This window comes from Sphingobacterium detergens, from assembly GCF_003610355.1.
GTDB lineage: Bacteria > Bacteroidota > Bacteroidia > Sphingobacteriales > Sphingobacteriaceae > Sphingobacterium > Sphingobacterium detergens.
In genome coordinates this window covers 2,429,908-2,449,027 of the sequence record NZ_RAPY01000001.1, presented here as the reverse complement: position 1 = coordinate 2,449,027, position 19,120 = coordinate 2,429,908, and the positions used below count along the sequence as shown (strand labels likewise).

The window sequence follows — 19,120 nt, the reverse complement described above, 5'->3', positions numbered from 1 at the left end:
GAATGGATAGAAGAAGCTTTTTTAAAAAAACAGGTTTACTTGGCCTAGGTGTGATAGCCAGCAGGTTCCCTGTGTGGTCAAACTCGATGTTTGCCTGGGATAATCCCATACATAACATTCCGGAGGAAAAAAATATTGATAAACAATGGCTCGCCTCTTTATATGAAAGAAGCGAGAAGATTGCCTACCGAAAGAGTAAAAATGAACTGCGTTATATTGGTATGCCTATTGGTGGATTACATGCAGGTACAGTGTATATCGGAGGCGATGGACGCTTGTGGTTATGGCAGATATTTAATACCGCTTATGATGGCGAACGTGAAGGTATAGAACCCAAAAATGTGATGTGGAACAACGGCAAAGAACTTGTGCGTGTTCGTCCACGTGATGGATCGGCCTATGTCGAACCAGCTATTGCAGATAATCTGCGTAGTATGGAACAAGGTTTTGCTGTTTCCGTTTTTTTTAAGGGCAAACATATAGTCAAAGAACTGCGAGAAAATCATTGGGACGAGATTGTGTTTGAACCGACTTATCCTACCTGTCGTATAACGTATCTGAGTGCTGACTTTCCTGTGGATGTTGTTCTTACAGCTTATTCACCGTTTATACCCTTGGATCAAGATAATTCTTCCTTACCTCTGACAACTTTGCACGTCGAACTGCGCAACAAAGTTGAGACACCCATTGAAGTAGTCCTTACAGGGTGGATGGAAAATGGTGTACATAAGGGACGTAAGGATTTTAAGGCAGTAAAAAAAGTGTCGCATCTTACAGAAAAATCAGGCTTTAAAGTGCTTAGCTACAGTTGTGATCAAGTACCTGATGTTGCCAAACAGGCAGGAGATTATGGGACGATGGCATTTACATGTACAGATTCACAGGCTGTGGCAGTGACGAGACTGAAGGACTGGCCGATTGCACCACAAAACATAAAATCGGAAAATAGTGATTCGCTAGTTGATTTTTCTGATTTTCAGGTGGGTGCTTTTACCGTAAAGCGTACACTAAAGGTGAAAGAAAATAGTCAAATTTCATTTGCAATTTCCTGGCACTTTAATAATCCTCATCCAAAGTTGCAGCAGCATATCAAAGATGCCAAATATGGCTATTGGTATGGTACAAAATTTAAAGATGCAGCGGCAGTAATAGAATATTATGTGACCAATAAGGAAAAACTGGATGCAGAAACTTTGGCTTGGCAGCAGACCTGGAATAATACAACATTGCCCCATTGGTTTATGGACCGTACCTTTGTTAATATAGGAACTTTGGCGACAGCGAATACAATGCGTTTTGCTTCAGGAAGGTTTTGGGGTTGGGAAGGTATCGGTGCCTGTGCCGGTACTTGCACCCATGTGTGGCAGTATGGTCAGTCTATGGGACGTATATTTCCTGATATTGAGCGCAATTTGCGCGAGGTTACTGACCTTGGGGTGGGCTTTCAGCCAGAAACTGGCGCAATTATCTTCCGGGCAGAATATGAAAAAAGACCCGCCATCGATGGGCAGGCTGGTGTTATCCTTCGTTTTTATCGGGATCATCAGATGAGTACTGATGACACATTCTTAAGACGGAATTGGCCAAAACTTAAACAGGCGATTCAGTTTGTCCTCGATCAGGATAAAAACGGAGATGGTATGACCGATACGCCAATGGAAAATACATTGGACGCCGTGTGGGAAGGAGAGATCGGCTGGATTGTAGGACTTTGTCTCGCTGCCATACAAGCTGCGGCATTGATGGCTGAGGAAGCTGGCGATAGGAAATTTCAACAGATCTGCATGAACTATGTCAGAAAAGGAACTGAAAACATGGATAAATATCTTTTTAACGGAGAATATTATATCCATCGGCCAGATACGATTCAGGGAAGGAAAAAGCTGGGTTCCTACAATACTTGTCATATAGATCAGGTCTATGGACAGGCCTGGTGTTTTCAAGTGGATATGCCCCGGATTAATGACAGAGAGAAAACATTATCCGCCCTGAAGGCACTTTGGAAATATAATTTTGCGATGGATGTGGGACCCTATATTAAGACACACCTCGGGGGACGGCCATATGCATTGGCAGGCGAAGGGGGGATGGTCATGAATACAAATCCAAAAAATGAGGAAAAAGCTTATGGCGATAATACGACTTGGCAACTGGGTTATTTTCATGAATGTATGAGTGGGTTTGAACATCAAGTTGCTGCACACATGATGGCCGAGGGTATGATCGACGAAAGCCTGGTTATGACCAGGGTAATTCACGACCGCTATCATGCGGCAAAAAGAAATCCCTTTAACGAAATTGAATGTAGTGATCACTATGCACGTGCGATGGCGAGTTACGGAACCTTTATTAATGCCTGTGGCTTTAGTTATCACGGTCCAAAAGGGCAGATCGGTTTTGCCCCTAAAATAGGATCTTCAGATTTTAAAGCGCCTTTTACCACCGCGATGGGATGGGGGACCTACATTCAAAAGCAGCAAAGGGGAGGAAAGCGTGTTTGTCAGTTAACATTAAATTATGGCGCGTTGGAACTTAAAGAATTTCATCTGGGCAATGCCGAAGAGCTTTCACTTGATCCTAAGCAGATCACTGTTCTACAAAATGATAAACAAATATTACTTCATAAAGTGAAACGTCAAGGAGAACGTTTGGTGATCAATTTTAAAGACAAAGTAGGACTAGAAAAAGATGATACATTAACTATTCGATGGTTATGAAAAAAATAGTGAATAAACTGCTTGTGATAATAAGTCTTTTCTTGGTTATGGGATGTATGTCATCAGCAGATCAAAAGGCCGGATCTGTGCCGAAATCCGATTGGGGAGAGGTGCTTTCGCAAAAAATACCCTTGCTTGGACATCGCAATTGGATATTGATCGTTGATAAAGCTTATCCCGCACCAACGGGAGCGAATATACTTGTTCTCGATTCAAAAAAACAGATGCCGGAAGTACTGGACGATGTCGTACAATTGCTCAATAAACAGCATCATGTAAAACCTATCTTTTATTTTGATAAAGAATTTGATTATTTAGACGATGGGCTTGCACCAGGATTAAAGGAATACAAAGAGAGCCTAACCAAACTTTTACCGCATATAGAAAAACGGTCCCTCTTACACGAAGATGTTTTTGGGAAAATAGATAAAGCAGCTGACCTTTTCCAGATAATTGTCGTGAAAACAGAATCACTTATCCCGTATAGTTCAGTTTTTATTGAACTTGACTGTAAATACTGGGATGCCAACCGTGAAAAGATTTTGCGTGAGCGGATGACAAGGTAGACAGAATAAAGCCTTCAATCTTGTAGTAATTTAGACAATTAACTGCAGAGCTAAATGGATAAAATAATTTATGCATCCATTTAGCTCGGTAGTTGTCCAATGTGTACTTCTTAGGTTTTGGGTTTAACTGTTCTTTCGCATTCCAACCACAATCGATGTGAGTAATACAATGCTATATGCCCACATTAACCAAGAACCAAAAGTTGTCGCACTGTTTGGGGCCATGTTAGGAAAGATGTGTTCAAAAAACTGAATAATGAACGTATCGAGAACCATTCCTGGTAATACCAACAATACGCCAGCGACGATATTTTCGAATCCTGAAAGTTTAAATTTTTTGAAAGTTAGAACTGAAATCAATACTAATGCGGGTATTACAACTACATATAAACTAGTAAGTATTGGTAATGAATCTGTGATAAAAAAGAATTGTCCTGCAAAGCGGAAAGCTAACGTTGCTAAAACCCAAATTAGAAAACCTATCGTAAGAACCGGCAAAATAAACGTATTTTTCATTTTGAACATGTTGAATAAAAGAGATATTCGGTAAACCTTGCTTTCGAAAACTCATTTACAGGAAAAGCTATACTTAGTGATGAAATTACAGAAATCTTTGTAAATATAGGGGCTTCAATTCCCTGATTTTGCATTCAATATCAAGGTCCCTTCCATTAGCTTATCAAAATGTGTAGATTTATTTGAAAAATAGGAGGATCTTTTAGTAAATATTGGCTATTTTAGTTCGTAGCCAGGAGGTTGAACGATCTTTTGTTAATTGTCATAAATATAACCGAATAATACAAACAATTAAAAGAATAATAAAGCCTAAAATGAACGATGAATTACTGGAGTCTCTGAAAAGTGATCTGGATTTAGAAGGATCTTTTAAGAATGGGCAATTTGGTATTTATTCCGACTATCGGGAAAGGGATGATGTATACTTCATTAAAGCGAATAAAGAAGGACTAAAATTGTTTGCTTATCAGCTATTATGTGCCGCGAAGGATTTTGAACATCAGGAACAAGAACAGGCATTTCAGAATATTGCATTGGAAGAGGTCTCTTGGATGCTTAAAGATTCTGAGATTGTTTTAAAACACATTGAAGATCCTTCGATGATTGAGGTTAGTGAAACCGAAGCAACTAAATCGAGCTGGTAAGATAGCGCTGTAACAATAGGCTGCTTTATTATACTCGCATTCCTTTTGATTTCATTGATTGTCGGGATTTATACAGTCATTAATTCTATTTTATAAAGGTTATGCAATTAAACGTATTATATTTAGTTTTTTTTCAATCAGAGGATATTTTTAATCAATAATATTTGCCATATGCGGTACCTAAAAGAAAGAAAATTGCCATTTTTTATTGCTTTAACCTATGTAGGAATAGGTACTCTATCCGTATGCTCTATTCTTCCTAATGATCGGTTTTATAACGAATGGTTTCTTGTTGGTCTGGTATTTACATTTCCTGTAACTATTGTAAGTTTTGCATATCGATACGCAGAGGGGAATGTCCTTTATCCTGTATTTATTATTCAGGCGATTATGTTTGTGCTTACATTTTTAATATTCAGCAACCTATTAAAAGTGAAAAAAGATAAAAAATAATAGATTGTACTATGCTTATAGTAGTTTTAGTTGGATTAATACTAGGTCTGTTTATTTGGGGAATTTATGAACGTAAAGGAATTATTCGGACAGCATTTGAAGAACATATTTTTATTGATCTCGAAAGACATCAATTGAAACTAATATCAAATGAACAGCTGTTGTTCTGGTCAGTTGGTAATTTTACTTATCCAAAGCATGACGATATTGATTATTTAGGCAGTAGATATCCGCCTTATAAAATTTATATAGACCTAAAATTGAAGAATGAAAAGAATAATGTTTCAACAGTTACCGTTAGAATTAAATATGATACTTTTGATGGAATCCAACATATTGACTATGAGCCTCTGTTAGATTCACTTTGAACTGTATACGCCTTATAAATTATCTAAAATTAAAGTTTTAACATTATCAATGAGATCAAAAATTTACGGAAGACTAATTCCCTGATAAGCCAACAGAAGTATGCGGAACATGAAAAGAAAATTGAATTTCTATCATAATATCAGTATTAACCAAGTAAAGATATCTAATGGAATTAATTAAATATTTCTCAGATCCTAATAAGGCAGTTTTAACAACATCATTTGTTTTGGATAGGACAGATCAGATAACAAGGGTATATCATCATCTAGAGGACAGCATGTGGGAGTTTATTAGTAATAGGGAAGTTGGAGAGTCGGATTATAAAGTTATTTCTATAGAAGAGATATTGGCGATAGACAAGACTTTGTTATCTCTTTCTGATATGGAACCAGGCCTTTTTGCCTATAGAAAAGATTGTAATGCTAATTTTGAGATAAGAATCATCAGAGAATAATCTGTTTTCTAAATGTTTAGGATGCTTCTAATGTAAAGGGTAAGCAGAGTGACATTACTGATAATGTAAACTTTGGTGAGTCTACAGTAGGGGAGATGATTAAGAATACTTAAAAATTATTGACAGAGTTTTTAGACTCAAAAATGAATACAAATGAAAGTTCTTTTTAAAAATTTAAGTAAAACTAATATTAGGTTTTCGACTCTTTTCTGGCAATTATTTTTCGGGGTATTGCCATTTACATTAATTATATCTGTGATGGCTTATACAGGACAAAAGACTGCAGAACTTAATGGAGAGTACTTTCAGGGCATATCTGGCGCTTTAATTTCTTTAATAGCCCATCCTATAGTGATTTTTATCGGAAGTATAATGATATGGACAGTTTTGTCTATTGGTAAAAATCTCCTAAAATTATTTTTTACCTAACGCTTGCTACGATGGGATCTGAAGATCTGTTTGTTTCTAAAACGGAGAATGATAGAAGGACTTAACCATTGTCTTGTTATAACCGATTAGTCGCAATAAGCAATCAGTCCACTTTGTTTTTCGATCGCCGTATTAAGGATGTTGATTAATTTTTGTACATCGGTATCAGTTTGTAGATGCTTTTGCAAGATGTTGTTTTTAATCTGTTTGATGACTACAGTCGTTAACCTGAAATCCGAGTAAAAGTCGAAATTTTTATCGATGATGTTTTTCTTCTGAAGATTCTTAAATGTTCCGTCATCAAGTTTTCCAACAAACTCTAATCCCATCTCAGTTGGATCGTTTGGCGTTGGCTGATGATCATCAATAATATAAAAGTCTAACATTTTTAAGAGAGTCTTTAAATCCTAAATTTAAAATTCATTGGAAATTGCGACAGAAATTATCCATAATTCTTGGGACGTTTATTTAATTTTACTTGCTAAATCTAAATAATACTGCTTTCCATATTCATTATTGGACTTTTGCGCTTTGCTTTTAAAATAATTGCTAGCCTCAACTTTATATTCTGCCGGAATGTTATCTATGTATAAACCTATTAAGGCTTCAAAAGCACTTTCCGCTATCTTTTTTGGAGACATCATTTTGATATCCATAATATACTTCCATTTGTTATTATATGTCTCGAAAGAGGTCAATCTCGGCAGAAACAAAGCGACATAGGCGCCTACATTTTTTCTATAGCTATTTTTCAACATGAATTCATAAATAGCCTTCGTTTCAGGTAGACGATATCGCTGTATCATATTTCCGATGGAAGAGATGAGAAGGACAACAAGCTTGGTATTGTCACTATGTTTGTCATAAATAGTCAAAAGGTTTTCCACCAATTTGGCGTCGTTAAAAAGGTCATTATAGAATTTGGAAACTTCTAGCCTGGGCATTTTCTCAAACTCCTTTATTAACTGAAATAGTTCATCATCATTTAACCTATTCCAGTCCTTAATCTTCTCTACTAATAGACGGATCTTTTCGACGTTCTTTTTGGACATAACAGTAGTATAGCAATATTCTAGGTAAGATACAATTTATTTCTTGGTTATTGTTTTTGCTATTGTGTACTGTTAGTTTTACTTGTCACTTTCAAATCCCTGAAAAATCCTGCGGTTCCGATATCGACAAAAAGACCAATTCTCCAGTTTTATTGACGCCCATTTTGAGCTCATTGACAATAAAATGAGGTAGTTTGGCATCATTTATAAATAGCTTGGCTGTTTTACCTTTTACCTCAATTTTTAATTTGATCTACTCATTTGGTGCGATAGGCGCATAAGCCTCATATTGCCCATATGCGGTAGTTCGGGAAGCCGTAAACTTAAGAAATACCCTTAACCTAGTTTAAGGGTTAAGCCTCCCTCGTACTGATGTTTTTATCAATTCATTTCCAGAACTATTTCTGGTTATTTAGTGTATTTTTATTCTAAAAAATCATTATTTTAAAATAAATAAAACTTTAATGGTATATTAGTGTTCTAATTTGGTGTTATGAAGTATAAGCTTTTAGAAGAAATCCTACCATTGATTGAGCAATTCGAGGCAGATAATGTAAATGGTAATTATGCCAATGATGCTGAAGGTTTTAAGCGCTGGATTGTAAATGTGCAAAGTAATAAGCTTGTCGATCCGCACTGGGAAGGTAAAGAAAATGGGCGTAGTCCGGAAAGTGTCATCAGTACTCTAATTGTGCATATGAACAGATTCGCAAAGAGTTATTCAAAAGCTGCAATTTGGGGATCTGATTTTTCTACCCAAGAGGAATTTATCTATTTGATTACGCTAAAATCATTTGGAGAGATGACAAAAATGGAATTGATCAAACGAAATATTCATGAAAAGTCAGTTGGTATGGCTATTATAAATCGTTTGCTCAAACAGGGGTGGGTAAGTCAGGAGGAATCTGAATTGGATAAGCGAAGTAAGATGATCTACATTACAGAAACTGGTTTATTGGCATTGGAGAAGCAAATGGGAAGCATACGACATGCTACACGGATTGTTTCGGGAGATCTCACTAATGAGGAAAAAATGATACTTATCAACTTGTTAACTAAACTGAGCGATTTCCATCAGGTGATTTACGATAAAAACATTGCGACAGAACAATTATTGGACAAAGTTAAAATATAGCGAAACAGATGATTAGTAGAATAGGATCCTTAATCAGAAAAAAATGAAAAGGAAAGTAGCTGTAATTGGTGCAGGTTTTTCGGGGCTTTCGGCTGCAGCTTATTTAGCTAAGGCGGGTTATGACGTACATGTTTTTGAAAAACATGTACAGCCAGGTGGGCGTGCACGTCAGTTTTCTACGCCTGAAGGCTTTAGGTTTGATATGGGCCCCAGCTGGTATTGGATGCCTGATATTATTGAGTCCTTCTTTTCGGACTTTGGCCATAGCGCAGCTGATTTCTTCGAACTTGTTTCATTGAATCCACAGTTCGAGATGATGTTTAATTCCGGACAGATCAGTGTGCCTGAATCATACGAGGATTTAAAACAGTTATTCGAACGGATTGAAGTTGGGGCAGGGAGGAAACTGGACAAATTTATGCAGGCAGCTAAATTCAAATATGAAGTTGGGATGCGTGATTTTGTCAATAAACCTTGCCATAGTTGGTTGGAGTTTGTTTCTCCAAAAATTGCGCGCAGCGCCTTCAAATTAGATCTCTTATCAAGCTTTAGGGCTTACGTTGCAAAATATTTTAAAGATGAAAGGTTACGGACTTTGATGGAATTTCCCGTCATTTTTTTAGGGGCCTCTCCTAAAGATATTCCGGCATTGTATAGTCTGATGAATTATGGTGGTTATGCACTGGGTACCCATTACCCGAAAGGAGGATTTTTTCAATTGGTGCTGGCTATGCAGCAGGTTGCCGAGAAGCAAGGTGCCACTTTCCATTTCAATCATAATGTTGATGCGTTAAAGATCGAAAAGAATAAGGTCACCTCGCTACAGGTTAATGGCGCGTATCATGAGTTTGATCTTGTGGTTGCATCGGCCGACTATCACCATATTGAATCGCTGTTGCCCCAAGAATTGAGAAATTATGATGATACCTATTGGAAGAGCAGGACTTTTGCCCCCTCTAGTTTGATTTATTACCTAGGTATGAAATCATCCATTCCTAATCTGACACATCATTCGCTGTTCTTTGAGCATCCACTGGACGATCATATTGACTGTATCTATGGCGAAAAAAAATGGCCTCAAAATCCGTTGTTTTATGCTTGTTGTCCTTCCAAAACGGATGCTCATGTTGCACCCTCGAATGCTGAGAATCTTTTTTTGTTGATGCCTTTAGCAACAGGTATATCGGATAACGAGGAAGTACGTGAAGAATACCTGATGAAAATGTTAGAACGTCTGGAAAAGCATACTGGTACAAAAAATCTATACGAGCAGATTTCATACAAACGAAGTTACTGTGTCAGCGACTTTGTGAACGATTATAATGCTTACGGTGGAAACGCTTACGGATTGGCCAATACACTTAAGCAGACTGCGGTATGGAAACCAAAGGTGAGAAATAAAAAAGTGCACAATCTTTTTTATACAGGTCAGTTGACTGTACCCGGTCCTGGTGTGCCGCCATCCATCATTTCTGGAAAGATAGTCGCTAAAGAAGCCATTGAATTATATCATAAATCATAAGACCATGAAGAAGTTATTTGATGAACTCGCTTATGAAGTGAGCAAAAAAACAACTGAGAAATACAGTACAAGCTTTTCGCTTGGCATTTTGGCTTTGAAACCAAGCATCCGTCATAGTATTTATGCAATTTATGGCTATGTTAGACTTGCAGATGAAATCGTCGATAGTTTTCATGGATATGATCGGCAACGATTATTGAGGCGTTTATATTTAGAAACAAACGCTGCTTTGGAAGAAAGAATTTCCTTGAACCCTATTTTGCAGTCTTTTCAAGAGACCGTACGCAAATACGACATCGACATTGACCTTATCAATCAATTCCTGCACAGTATGGAGATGGATCTGAAAAAGATAGATTATGATTCAGATCGCTATAAAGAGTATATCTATGGCTCAGCAGAGGTTGTAGGATTGATGTGCTTACAGGTTTTTACCGAGGGAGATAAACAGCGCTATGAGGAGTTAAAACCATATGCGATGAAACTTGGTTCTGCATTCCAAAAAATAAACTTTTTGCGGGATCTCAAAGATGATTATCATATCCTCGGTCGCACTTATTTTCCAAATTTGGATATGGCTGTATTTGATAATGTACTCAAGAGCAAGATTGAAGATGAAATCCACAAGGAGTTTAAAGAAGCACTTTTAGGCATTAAAAAATTACCTTCCTCAGCTAAGTTTGGTGTTTATCTGGCTTACAAATACTATCTTTTACTTTTTGCAAAGATCCGAAAGAAATCATCGAAGGAAATTTTAGAAAATAGAATTAGAATACCGAATACTCAGAAAGCCTATGTTGCTCTCAAAAGCTATTTGAGATACAAGGCTGCTTATTTATAATTCTGCACAAATTTAAAATCATCAGCGAATAAACATATGAATTTTATTACCGTACTGATCACTTTTGTTGCCATGGAAGGTGCTACCTGGCTTATTCATAAGTATATTATGCATGGTTTCTTATGGATCTTGCATAGAGACCATCATGATCATAGCAATGAAGGTTTTTTGGAAAAGAACGATTACTTCTTTGTCATCTTTGCATTACCTACCATTGCGCTGATGTATTTTGGATCGCTAAAAGATTATAACTACCTATTTTATATTGGTCTAGGGATTATGTTCTATGGTATGGCTTATTTTTTTGTGCATGATATTTTTATCCACCAACGTTTCAAATTTTTGAGTAAAACAAACAATAGATACTTTTTGGCACTTCGTCGTGCCCACAAGCAGCATCACAAACATTTGGTCAAGGAAGAAGGAGAATGCTTCGGCTTTTTATATGTTCCGTTGAAATACTTTAAAATGTTCAGTAATAATGAAAAAACATGATGCAGTATACTTATTCGCTTATCTTATTTTTTACGGTGATAATATGTTTTGTCGCTTCCTTCGACAGGCGGCTTCGATTTGATCGAGAGTTTGTCCCATTTTTTAAAGCTTCAGTTATTGTTGCCCTGTTTTTTATTGCATGGGATGTCTGGTTTACCAGTCGTGGTGTTTGGTGGTTTAATACAAAGTATACCTTGGGCATTGAATTAGCTGGATTACCTCTGGAGGAATGGCTATTTTTTATCTTTATTCCTTTTTCATGCATATTCACCTATTTCTGTCTGGATAAATTTTTTAGATGGCAACATCTTAGTGCTTTTAACAATATTATTGTCTTTGTCAGTATAATTGTATGCGCAGTGGTAGCACTTCGCTATGCTGATCGAATGTATACCTTGGTGACTGCTGTAGTCACGATAGTGACATTACTGGTGTTTCACTTTGTTATGCGGGTACAATGGATCAGCCAAGCCTCTTTGGTTTTCACAATACTAATGTTAGGATTTTTGCCTGTCAATGGTATACTCACAGGAACAGGATTGGAATCACCAATAGTCAATTATAATCCAGCGGATTTTATGGGTATTAGAGTATTCACGATTCCTATTGAAGATGCCGTTTATGGATACACCCAGTTTCTATGGGTACTTTATTTTTTTAAAAAATTTCAACCCAGGGAGCATGAACCCAATTCATAAAATTATTCTTTCGCAAAAAACTCATGGACAGCATAATGTTCCCCGTTGTCGAAAATGATTAATCTTGATGATCCCGAATGAAACCATTTTCCTCCCCGAACATCAATCCCTGTTTTTCCAAATGTTGATAATCTAATTGTTTTTGATATGCGCTAACTTATAAGGAATTACATATTTTGTTCCAAATGCGACGGATATAAGTGTATCCACTCCAAATATAGAACCATGGTTGTAAGAGCAATTATTTAATCTGATTTTTATCCGTATAGAAAAGAAGCTTAATGGTTTAGCTTGTTTTAAAAGCATCCAAACTAGTTTAATTATAAAAGATAGAAATATGAAGAAATTAATTTTTGCAGGCATTGCCTTAGTATCATTTGCTGCGTTGACCCCTGACGTAGCAAAGGCTCAACAGAGCGCGTCAAAACAGAGTTTAGAGATTTCAGCGGAAAGCACCCCTCAGTTAGATCTTCAGTCAAGACAAAAGTTGGATAATCAGATGGATGCTCAGGGAAGAAGAGGCCCTGGATATTGGACACAGCTTTTTAATGCTTACTTAGATGTATATCTTAAATATGGCTATTCTGCAAATGACGCAATAGAGCGAGCACATCAGTCTGTCTATCGGGAAATTGAAATTTATTATGGTGTAGATCTTTAGATATTACTCCGATTTTAGAAAGTGAAGTTTCTATCAAACTTCACTTTCTTTTTAAATTCCAAGCCTAATTCTCCAATAATTGGATACAAAGACTATCTTATTTATCTACAAAAAGACGAAATTTTTTCTAAGGCCTTTCGTCTTTTATTGATATGTGTTTGTAAGATGAATGGAGTTACTGATAATATTCTTGTAGTAGTAATTTTGATCATTAATGAGATTTATACTAATAACCTAAATGATTACTGCGTTTCGACAATGTCCTGTAGTGCTCTGAATAAATTTAGCGGATATTCGGCTAATCTGTTGCAAAGATAGAGATACCATTCTTGACCATATACGAAATACAGTTTTGTTGGATACCCTTCATCTCTCAATTGTGCCAGCTGTTCTGTCTGTATGCCATATAAACTTTCAAATTCATAGCATTTCTTTGCAGGCTGTAATCTATCAATAAGCTTTTTGACCTCCTGTTGAATTTCATGGTGATGTGTTGCAATGGAGCATAAATGACTTTTTGAAAGCAGCTGTTCGACGTAGTAAAGATAGCGTTCATTGAGTTCCTGACCGCGTGGTAGCGATAAGCCTTTGGCTGTTTCGAAAGCCCCTTTCACGATGCGGATACGTCCTCTTTCTTTGCACATCGCATCAAAATCATCCGTTGTTCGATGGAGATAAGCCTGCAATGTAATGGACAAGTTTGAGAATTCTTTAGAGCCCTTCTGATAGAGCTTTAATATGTTGTCAGTCCTTTCCGTTCCTTCGGCACTTATGATCACTTCTTTACCTTTGGCTGATTCACATATATTGGAAAGATTTTCATAACAGAGGTTTTCAGAGATTTCCAGTCCAATGTGCGAAAGGTCAAGTGAAATCGTTGAATTGAGATTGTGTTGCTGTATTGCATCGCAGATGCCCAAAAATTCAGTAGTTGCTTTTTCAGCTTCATGAATAGTCCGCGTACTTTCGCCCATATACTCGATCGAGCACTTAAAACCACTATCATTTGAAGCTTTTACTTTGGTTAGGGTTTCCGTAAGATTTTCACCGCCAATATATCGGTCAGCGGCTTTCTTCATTAGTTTATAAAGTGCTTCATTATTCAAAATATAAGCTTTAGCATCTTCATTTAATGCAGCTTTCCTCAGTGCTTCAGCACCAGCTGTAAGTAATTGTTCCATTTAGCAATCTTAAAATTAACTATGTAAAATACAAAAAATAGAAAGTAGAAAAAAATGAAATCCCTATTTTCGGTAGGACAAATCAATTTTTAATTAATAATATGATACAGTAGACGAAAGAACTCTCCGTCGGTGATATTGTCAGTTTACGGGGAACATATCTCCTCTATTCGGGCATATGGTTAATGGGTTTTACAAAGAAGGAGGCACCATTGCAGATCCGGTAGTATAGCGAATTCTGTAGTTATAATGTTTAATAGAGTGGTAATAACTTTAATTTTAGCTAAATTAGTAATATTATTTAATCAATTATATAACATTAACTTTTTTATTATGTTAAAAAATGCAATTAAATTATGGTTTTTGACAGCTGTTTTAATCATTTCTGCGTGTCAGAAAAATGTAGTAGTAATGGAAGAGGTCCCGATTGATAGTTTAGCGATCAGTTATGATACTATCCAAGTTTTTAATGAAGTTCCATCTGGTACAAAGGAGGCCAAACGGTTGGGGCAACGAAATCCCGCTTCAGATTTTACAGCAACGGGATTCTATGTTGCTCCCAATGAAACCCTAACGATTCATATGGAGCAATTGGAAGATGGTAGTGGTGTTCCTACACTTTTAATAGGCACTTATTCTAGGTATAAAGCGAAGTGGAATCCAACAGTTGTTCCATTGACCGCAGGGGTTAATACCATTCAGGCAGATGCGTATGGTGGTCTCCTATACATCCGGTATAATTCAAATGACAATAGTATAGCAAGTGGTAAAGTTCAGCTTGAATTTAGAAGCGGCTATCGGGCTGCTCCACACTTTGTCCTTGGAAAGACGACAAATGCACAATGGCAAACGATGTTAGACACCTGGACAACAGCTCCGGATGTCATTTTGGAAAGCAATGAAACAATGTTGGTAGCTTCTCGTACCAAAGCGTTGGAGTATAGACAGGAAAATCAGCAACAATTGATGCAAACTTTTGATGAGATTACCAAAGCAGAATATTCCATAAGTGGTATTGACAATTCTTCTGCCGAGCATAAAGAAAATGTCCATAAACTTTTGATGACGGAAACCGATAATACAGATTATTTTATGGTGGCAACGTGGTATCGTACAGCTTATATCAGTAGCGCAATGAATATATTATTGACTGTTGACGGAGCACGTAATAATGGATGGGGTCCTTGGCACGAACTAGGACATATGCACCAGCAAGGAGCCTGGACCTGGGATGCACTTGGTGAGGTTACCGTTAATATCTATTCCCTTGCAGCAGAGCGAAAAATGGGACATCTAACATCTCGGCTGACACGAGATAACGTTTGGGTTGATGCAATGGATTATTTGATAATTCCTTACGCTGAAAAGGATTTCAATGCAAGTAGTACCTCGCTTTTTGTTCGGTTGGCCATGTTCCAACAGTTGTGGTTGGCATTTGGCGATAACTTTTATCAGACCTTGCATAAGGAAACACGCGTCGAACAAGCAACGTTTTCTACAAGGGAACAACAGATGCGTTATTTTATGTTGAAGGCCTGTACTATCTCAGGGAAGAATCTGAGTGCATTTTTCCGTAAATGGGGTCTTAAAGTGAGTGAATCAGTCTATACAGAAATCACAAATCTCAATTTACCAACACCTGCAGAAGATCTTACGAGCAAAACTGACGATCCAAATTGGGAAAACAAATGGCTCGTTATAGGCTATACCAATCAAGAGACAGCTTCCGAAAATGGAAGAGCTGCAAATATGATCGATGGCAATGCTGCTAGCTATTGACATTCGAGATGGTCGAGCAACCCAGGTACATACCCCTATTTTATTACCATTGATATGAAAAAAGATACTGCTGTAACAGGCTTTACTTTTACACAGCGAAATGGTTCGCGAAGAGTGAAAGATATAGAGATCCAGGTGAGCCCGGATAATGTAAATTGGAATAGTGAAGGTCAGTTTGTGCTACAAAATGTCGTCACTCCACAAAATGTCGCTTTGCCAGCAGTGAAATCATTCCGTTATTTTAAACTGATCTTCAAATCTGCATTTGATGGTACGCAAAATGCAGCAATGGCTGAAGTGGCTGTCTATTAATAGAAGCTTTCTATATCAAAATTATTAAGCGGAGACCGGTCTATTCCACCGGTCTTCGTTTGTTTATATGGATTCAAACCTTTTCATTTCATATCCTTCGTATTCGAAAACGGTCTCCATGGATAGACCCAATGCTGCAGCGACACCTTTCCCATATTCAGGATCTGCCTTATAACAGTTTCTGACATGTCTAATTTGGATAAATTGCTGTGCTTTGCCCACCTCTTTGGCTGTATTTGTGCAAAGCAATTTTCTTTTTTCTGTTGTCATCAATCGAAAGAGGTCACCGGGTTGACTAAAATAATCTTGATCTTCTCGATGATCCCAATGTGCAGCTTCGCCGGTCACTTTCAATGGCGGTTCGTCAAAGTCGGGTTGATCTTCCCATTGATTAAAGCTGTTTGGTTGATAAGCGATGGTATCACCATAATTTCCATCAACGCGCATTGGACCATCCCGATGATAGGAGTGATAGGGACATTTCGGTTCATTGACAGGTATTTGATGGTGATTTGTTCCGAGGCGATAGCGTTGGGTATCACCATAAGAAAACAACCTGCCTTGTAACATTTTATCTGGTGAAAATCCTATTCCGGGCACGATCGCAGCTGGATTGAAGGCCGCCTGTTCCACTTCAGCAAAATAATTTTCTGGATTTCTATTTAACTCCAGCTCACCGACTGGAATCAACGGATAGTCCCCATGGGGCCATACTTTTGTGAGATCAAATGGGTTGATGTGATATGAATAAGCATCCTCCTCATTCATGATCTGTACATATAAAGTCCATTTAGGAAAATTTCCATTGTTAATATTGTCCATCAAATCCCTTTGATGGCTCTCCCTATCATTTCCGATTAAAATAGCAGCTTCTTCGTTGGTCAAATTTTCAATCCCCTGTTGTGACTTGAAATGGAATTTGACCCAGTATCTTTTTTTGTCTGCACTGATGAAACTAAAGGTGTGGCTACCGAAACCATGCATCGTTCGGTATGATTTTGGGATACCCCGATCACTCATCACTATTGTTACCTGATGAAGCGATTCGGGGATCAATGTCCAGAAGTCCCAATTATTGTCTGCGCTTCGCATGTTGGTTTTGGGGTCCCTTTTTACAGCTTGGTTAAGGTCTGGAAATCGTAATGGATCTCGTAGAAAGAATACTGGCGTATTGTTCCCTACAAGATCCCAATTTCCCTCTTCGGTATAAAACTTAATGGAGAATCCTCGGATATCCCTTTCAGCATCTGCGGCCCCACGTTCTCCGGCTACAGTAGAGAAACGCATAAAAAGATCAGTTTGCTTACCTATTTCTGAAAAAAGTTTTGCTTTGGTATATTTCGTTATATCGTGCGTTACTGTAAACTTGCCATAAGCACCCGAACCTTTTGCATGCATTCTCCTTTCCGGAATGACACCACGGTCAAAATGTGCCATCTTCTCCAAAAACCACACATCCTGCAAAAGCGCAGGCCCACGAGCCCCTGCTGTCAAAATATTTGTGTTATCAGCTACAGGAGCACCCGTTCGATTTGTTAACTTTTTCTTTTCCATTTTTTAAAATTTACTTTGTTATGAACCCATTGTTCAATCCGTTGCTAAATCTTGTCAACGATCTTATCGTTCTATAAAAATATCTTAGATTTAAGATCGATATGTCATCCAGTTGATCTAAAAGTCGCTGGTCCAACAAAATGAATTTGGCCATTTAAACCTATCAAAATTTTGTTGGTATCCGATCAGAGACAATAAGGAATGAAATTGTGTGTTTTTAAGTTAGGTACGTATCTTGTAGTGAGATAAATAATATTAGTTGTTTTAAAATTCCGTATGATAAGGTGTTATTTCATTTTTCTGTTGCTTTGGTTGGGGCTTAATAGTTATGGGCAGGACAAGACGGTTGATCTTCCGTACAGACAGTTGACAAAAGAACAATGGCAAGAAGATTTTCATGCTTTATATGATAGCCTCCGTACAAACCATCTCAATTTATATCATTTTACACCAAAGACCGTTTTCGATCAAAAATACCATGCTATTTTTAATGAAATACCCAAGCTCAGTAATGAACAAATTCTGTTGAGGTATAAGCAATTTGTATCACTCGCTGGGGATGGGCATACAATGCTTTCCGATCCAGGAGATTTTCACAGGTATCCACTGGATTTTTTTATTTTTGGTAAGCAGGTGATCTTAATCCAAAGTGAGGCAAAGTATAAGCAAGCGCTGGGGCTGCGGCTTCTTTCTATCAATAACTTTCCGATCACTCAGATCAGGGACTCTTTAAACAGCATTATAGATCATGGCGAATCAAAGACCTATCTGCTCAAGCAGCAGACAGATCGGTTAGGCGTCTACGAATATCTTTCCGCTTTTGGTTTTATTTCGAATCGGGACTCTGCTGTATTTGAATTTCAGGACGGCAAAAAGACCATCGAACTCAAGGTGGCTGCAATACCTGCCCATCAGTCCGTAGATTGGCAATGGGCATTTCGGCCGTTACCGTTATTTTTGGAGAATGGTATGGAACCGAGTACGCCTATTGCACATAAATCTATTCGTTCAGATACTTACTATATTAACTTTGCGGGATATCCGTCTTGGGAAGATTTTGAAAAAGTTACCACAACGATTTATGATAGCTTGAACCATCAAAAAGCGCACAAGATTATTATTGATATGCGTTTAAATGGGGGCGGAAATTTTGACAAAGGTCTGAAGCTGATGCTCCCCCTATTTTTAAACTACAATGCGCTACATCCGGGGACTAGTTATTATGTTCTGATCGGACGGCGGACGTTTTCAGCCGGCATGTCCAATGCCGTACATTTTAAAGATTGCCTTAATGCGATTTTGGTGGGTGAACCTACGGGAGCAAGACCCAATGGATATCAGGAAATCAAGTGGTTCAAGTTGCCTTATTCTAAACTGGAGGTGTCCTGCTCACTACTATTTTATAGTTTTCAGCAAAAAAATACAGATGGTGTCCTACCCGATAAAACAATAATGCCATTATTTAAAGCCTATAGCGAAGGCCGGGATCCAGCATTGGATTGGATTTTAAAGCGGACATCAACACAGGAAGTATCACGAGGTAGGAGGTAGTGCTGTCATTTTTATATAGTTGCCAACTATATTTTTTTGTAATATCATTTTTGCTTTTTAAATACTTGGTTATAAAGGAGATATGGTTGTTGTGACAAAGGGCGGGCCGAAAAGTGTATATTTAGCAATTGTAGATAGTTGTGGTTTTTTAATAAAAAAAATCGAGCTATTTACCTATGTTAATAGCTCGA

Annotated in this window: 20 protein-coding genes and 1 pseudogene; 16 read left to right on the top strand and 5 right to left on the bottom strand. The window is 37.6% G+C overall.

What is annotated here, in order from left to right; all coding sequences use genetic code 11:
- Positions 1–2: 2 nt before the first annotated feature.
- Together DFQ12_RS10505 and DFQ12_RS10500 are read left to right on the top strand one after the other, a co-directional pair.
- Positions 3–2,717, top strand: coding sequence for a GH116 family glycosyl hydrolase (locus DFQ12_RS10505; RefSeq protein WP_208642502.1), 2,715 nt, complete (start codon positions 3–5; stop codon positions 2,715–2,717).
- Positions 2,714–3,283 (top strand): RbsD/FucU domain-containing protein, encoded by a 570-nt coding sequence (locus DFQ12_RS10500; RefSeq protein ID WP_167457237.1) that lies wholly within the window; start codon positions 2,714–2,716, stop codon positions 3,281–3,283. Before DFQ12_RS10505 ends, DFQ12_RS10500 begins: the two co-directional genes overlap by 4 nt.
- A 123-nt stretch (positions 3,284–3,406) precedes the next feature.
- Here the strand turns inward: DFQ12_RS10500 and DFQ12_RS10495 are convergent, their stop codons facing one another.
- Positions 3,407–3,799 carry a DUF5367 domain-containing protein gene (locus DFQ12_RS10495; RefSeq protein WP_244211711.1) on the bottom strand — a complete coding sequence of 131 codons (393 nt, stop codon included), beginning with the start codon at positions 3,797–3,799 and terminating at the stop codon, positions 3,407–3,409.
- A gap of 314 nt (positions 3,800–4,113) precedes the next feature.
- On the opposite strand from DFQ12_RS10495, the gene DFQ12_RS10490 reads away from it, so the two are divergent.
- From DFQ12_RS10490 to DFQ12_RS10470, 5 genes are all read left to right on the top strand, one after another.
- Complete coding sequence (locus tag DFQ12_RS10490) at positions 4,114–4,443, top strand: hypothetical protein (protein WP_120258866.1); 330 nt, start codon at positions 4,114–4,116, stop codon at positions 4,441–4,443.
- Positions 4,444–4,614: 171 nt separating this feature from the next.
- Positions 4,615–4,896, top strand: a complete 282-nt coding sequence (locus DFQ12_RS28280) for a hypothetical protein (protein ID WP_120258865.1) — start codon at positions 4,615–4,617, stop codon at positions 4,894–4,896.
- An 11-nt stretch (positions 4,897–4,907) separates the two neighbouring features.
- Positions 4,908–5,264: a hypothetical protein gene (locus DFQ12_RS10480; protein ID WP_120258864.1), complete on the top strand. Its 357-nt coding sequence runs from the start codon at positions 4,908–4,910 to the stop codon at positions 5,262–5,264.
- A 167-nt stretch (positions 5,265–5,431) separates the two neighbouring features.
- The gene (locus DFQ12_RS10475) at positions 5,432–5,719 is read left to right on the top strand and encodes a hypothetical protein (protein ID WP_120258863.1); all 288 of its coding nucleotides are present in this window, start codon (positions 5,432–5,434) and stop codon (positions 5,717–5,719) included.
- A gap of 153 nt (positions 5,720–5,872) precedes the next feature.
- Positions 5,873–6,148 (top strand): hypothetical protein, encoded by a 276-nt coding sequence (locus tag DFQ12_RS10470; protein WP_120258862.1) that lies wholly within the window; start codon positions 5,873–5,875, stop codon positions 6,146–6,148.
- An 86-nt stretch (positions 6,149–6,234) separates the two neighbouring features.
- On the opposite strand, the gene DFQ12_RS10465 is transcribed toward DFQ12_RS10470, so the two are convergent.
- Together DFQ12_RS10465 and DFQ12_RS10460 are read right to left on the bottom strand one after the other, a co-directional pair.
- The gene (locus tag DFQ12_RS10465) at positions 6,235–6,534 is read right to left on the bottom strand and encodes a hypothetical protein (RefSeq protein WP_120258861.1); all 300 of its coding nucleotides are present in this window, start codon (positions 6,532–6,534) and stop codon (positions 6,235–6,237) included.
- A 78-nt stretch (positions 6,535–6,612) separates the two neighbouring features.
- Positions 6,613–7,200, bottom strand: coding sequence for a hypothetical protein (locus DFQ12_RS10460; protein WP_120258860.1), 588 nt, complete (start codon positions 7,198–7,200; stop codon positions 6,613–6,615).
- A gap of 493 nt (positions 7,201–7,693) precedes the next feature.
- On the opposite strand from DFQ12_RS10460, the gene DFQ12_RS10455 reads away from it, so the two are divergent.
- The 6 genes from DFQ12_RS10455 to DFQ12_RS10430 all read left to right on the top strand — a co-directional run bounded on the left by DFQ12_RS10455 (position 7,694) and on the right by DFQ12_RS10430 (position 12,552).
- Positions 7,694–8,335 (top strand): MarR family winged helix-turn-helix transcriptional regulator, encoded by a 642-nt coding sequence (locus DFQ12_RS10455; protein ID WP_120258859.1) that lies wholly within the window; start codon positions 7,694–7,696, stop codon positions 8,333–8,335.
- Between the two features lie 25 nt (positions 8,336–8,360).
- The gene (locus DFQ12_RS10450) at positions 8,361–9,857 is read left to right on the top strand and encodes a phytoene desaturase family protein (protein ID WP_341867859.1); all 1,497 of its coding nucleotides are present in this window, start codon (positions 8,361–8,363) and stop codon (positions 9,855–9,857) included.
- Between the two features lie 4 nt (positions 9,858–9,861).
- Positions 9,862–10,698: a phytoene/squalene synthase family protein gene (locus DFQ12_RS10445; protein ID WP_120258857.1), complete on the top strand. Its 837-nt coding sequence runs from the start codon at positions 9,862–9,864 to the stop codon at positions 10,696–10,698.
- Positions 10,699–10,734: 36 nt separating this feature from the next.
- Positions 10,735–11,193 (top strand): sterol desaturase family protein, encoded by a 459-nt coding sequence (locus DFQ12_RS10440; protein ID WP_120258856.1) that lies wholly within the window; start codon positions 10,735–10,737, stop codon positions 11,191–11,193.
- A complete protein-coding gene (locus DFQ12_RS10435) occupies positions 11,190–11,891 on the top strand; it encodes a lycopene cyclase domain-containing protein (RefSeq protein WP_120258855.1) in 702 nt (233 codons plus the stop codon). Before DFQ12_RS10440 ends, DFQ12_RS10435 begins: the two co-directional genes overlap by 4 nt.
- A gap of 337 nt (positions 11,892–12,228) precedes the next feature.
- Positions 12,229–12,552 (top strand): hypothetical protein, encoded by a 324-nt coding sequence (locus DFQ12_RS10430; RefSeq protein ID WP_120258854.1) that lies wholly within the window; start codon positions 12,229–12,231, stop codon positions 12,550–12,552.
- A 242-nt stretch (positions 12,553–12,794) separates the two neighbouring features.
- On the opposite strand, the gene DFQ12_RS10425 is transcribed toward DFQ12_RS10430, so the two are convergent.
- A complete protein-coding gene (locus DFQ12_RS10425) occupies positions 12,795–13,733 on the bottom strand; it encodes a proline dehydrogenase family protein (protein WP_120258853.1) in 939 nt (312 codons plus the stop codon).
- Between the two features lie 411 nt (positions 13,734–14,144).
- Between DFQ12_RS10425 and DFQ12_RS10420 the strand changes: the two genes are divergently transcribed.
- Together DFQ12_RS10420 and DFQ12_RS10415 are read left to right on the top strand one after the other, a co-directional pair.
- The gene (locus DFQ12_RS10420) at positions 14,145–15,512 is read left to right on the top strand and encodes a M60 family metallopeptidase (protein WP_167457236.1); all 1,368 of its coding nucleotides are present in this window, start codon (positions 14,145–14,147) and stop codon (positions 15,510–15,512) included.
- A 15-nt stretch (positions 15,513–15,527) separates the two neighbouring features.
- A pseudogene (locus tag DFQ12_RS10415) lies at positions 15,528–15,824 on the top strand (discoidin domain-containing protein); the annotation flags it as partial.
- 63 nt (positions 15,825–15,887) lie between these two features.
- Here DFQ12_RS10415 and DFQ12_RS10410 read toward each other — a convergent pair.
- Positions 15,888–17,378 (bottom strand): catalase, encoded by a 1,491-nt coding sequence (locus DFQ12_RS10410; RefSeq protein WP_120258850.1) that lies wholly within the window; start codon positions 17,376–17,378, stop codon positions 15,888–15,890.
- Between the two features lie 276 nt (positions 17,379–17,654).
- Between DFQ12_RS10410 and DFQ12_RS10405 the strand changes: the two genes are divergently transcribed.
- Positions 17,655–18,929, top strand: coding sequence for a S41 family peptidase (locus DFQ12_RS10405; protein ID WP_120258849.1), 1,275 nt, complete (start codon positions 17,655–17,657; stop codon positions 18,927–18,929).
- Positions 18,930–19,120: the final 191 nt, after the last annotated feature.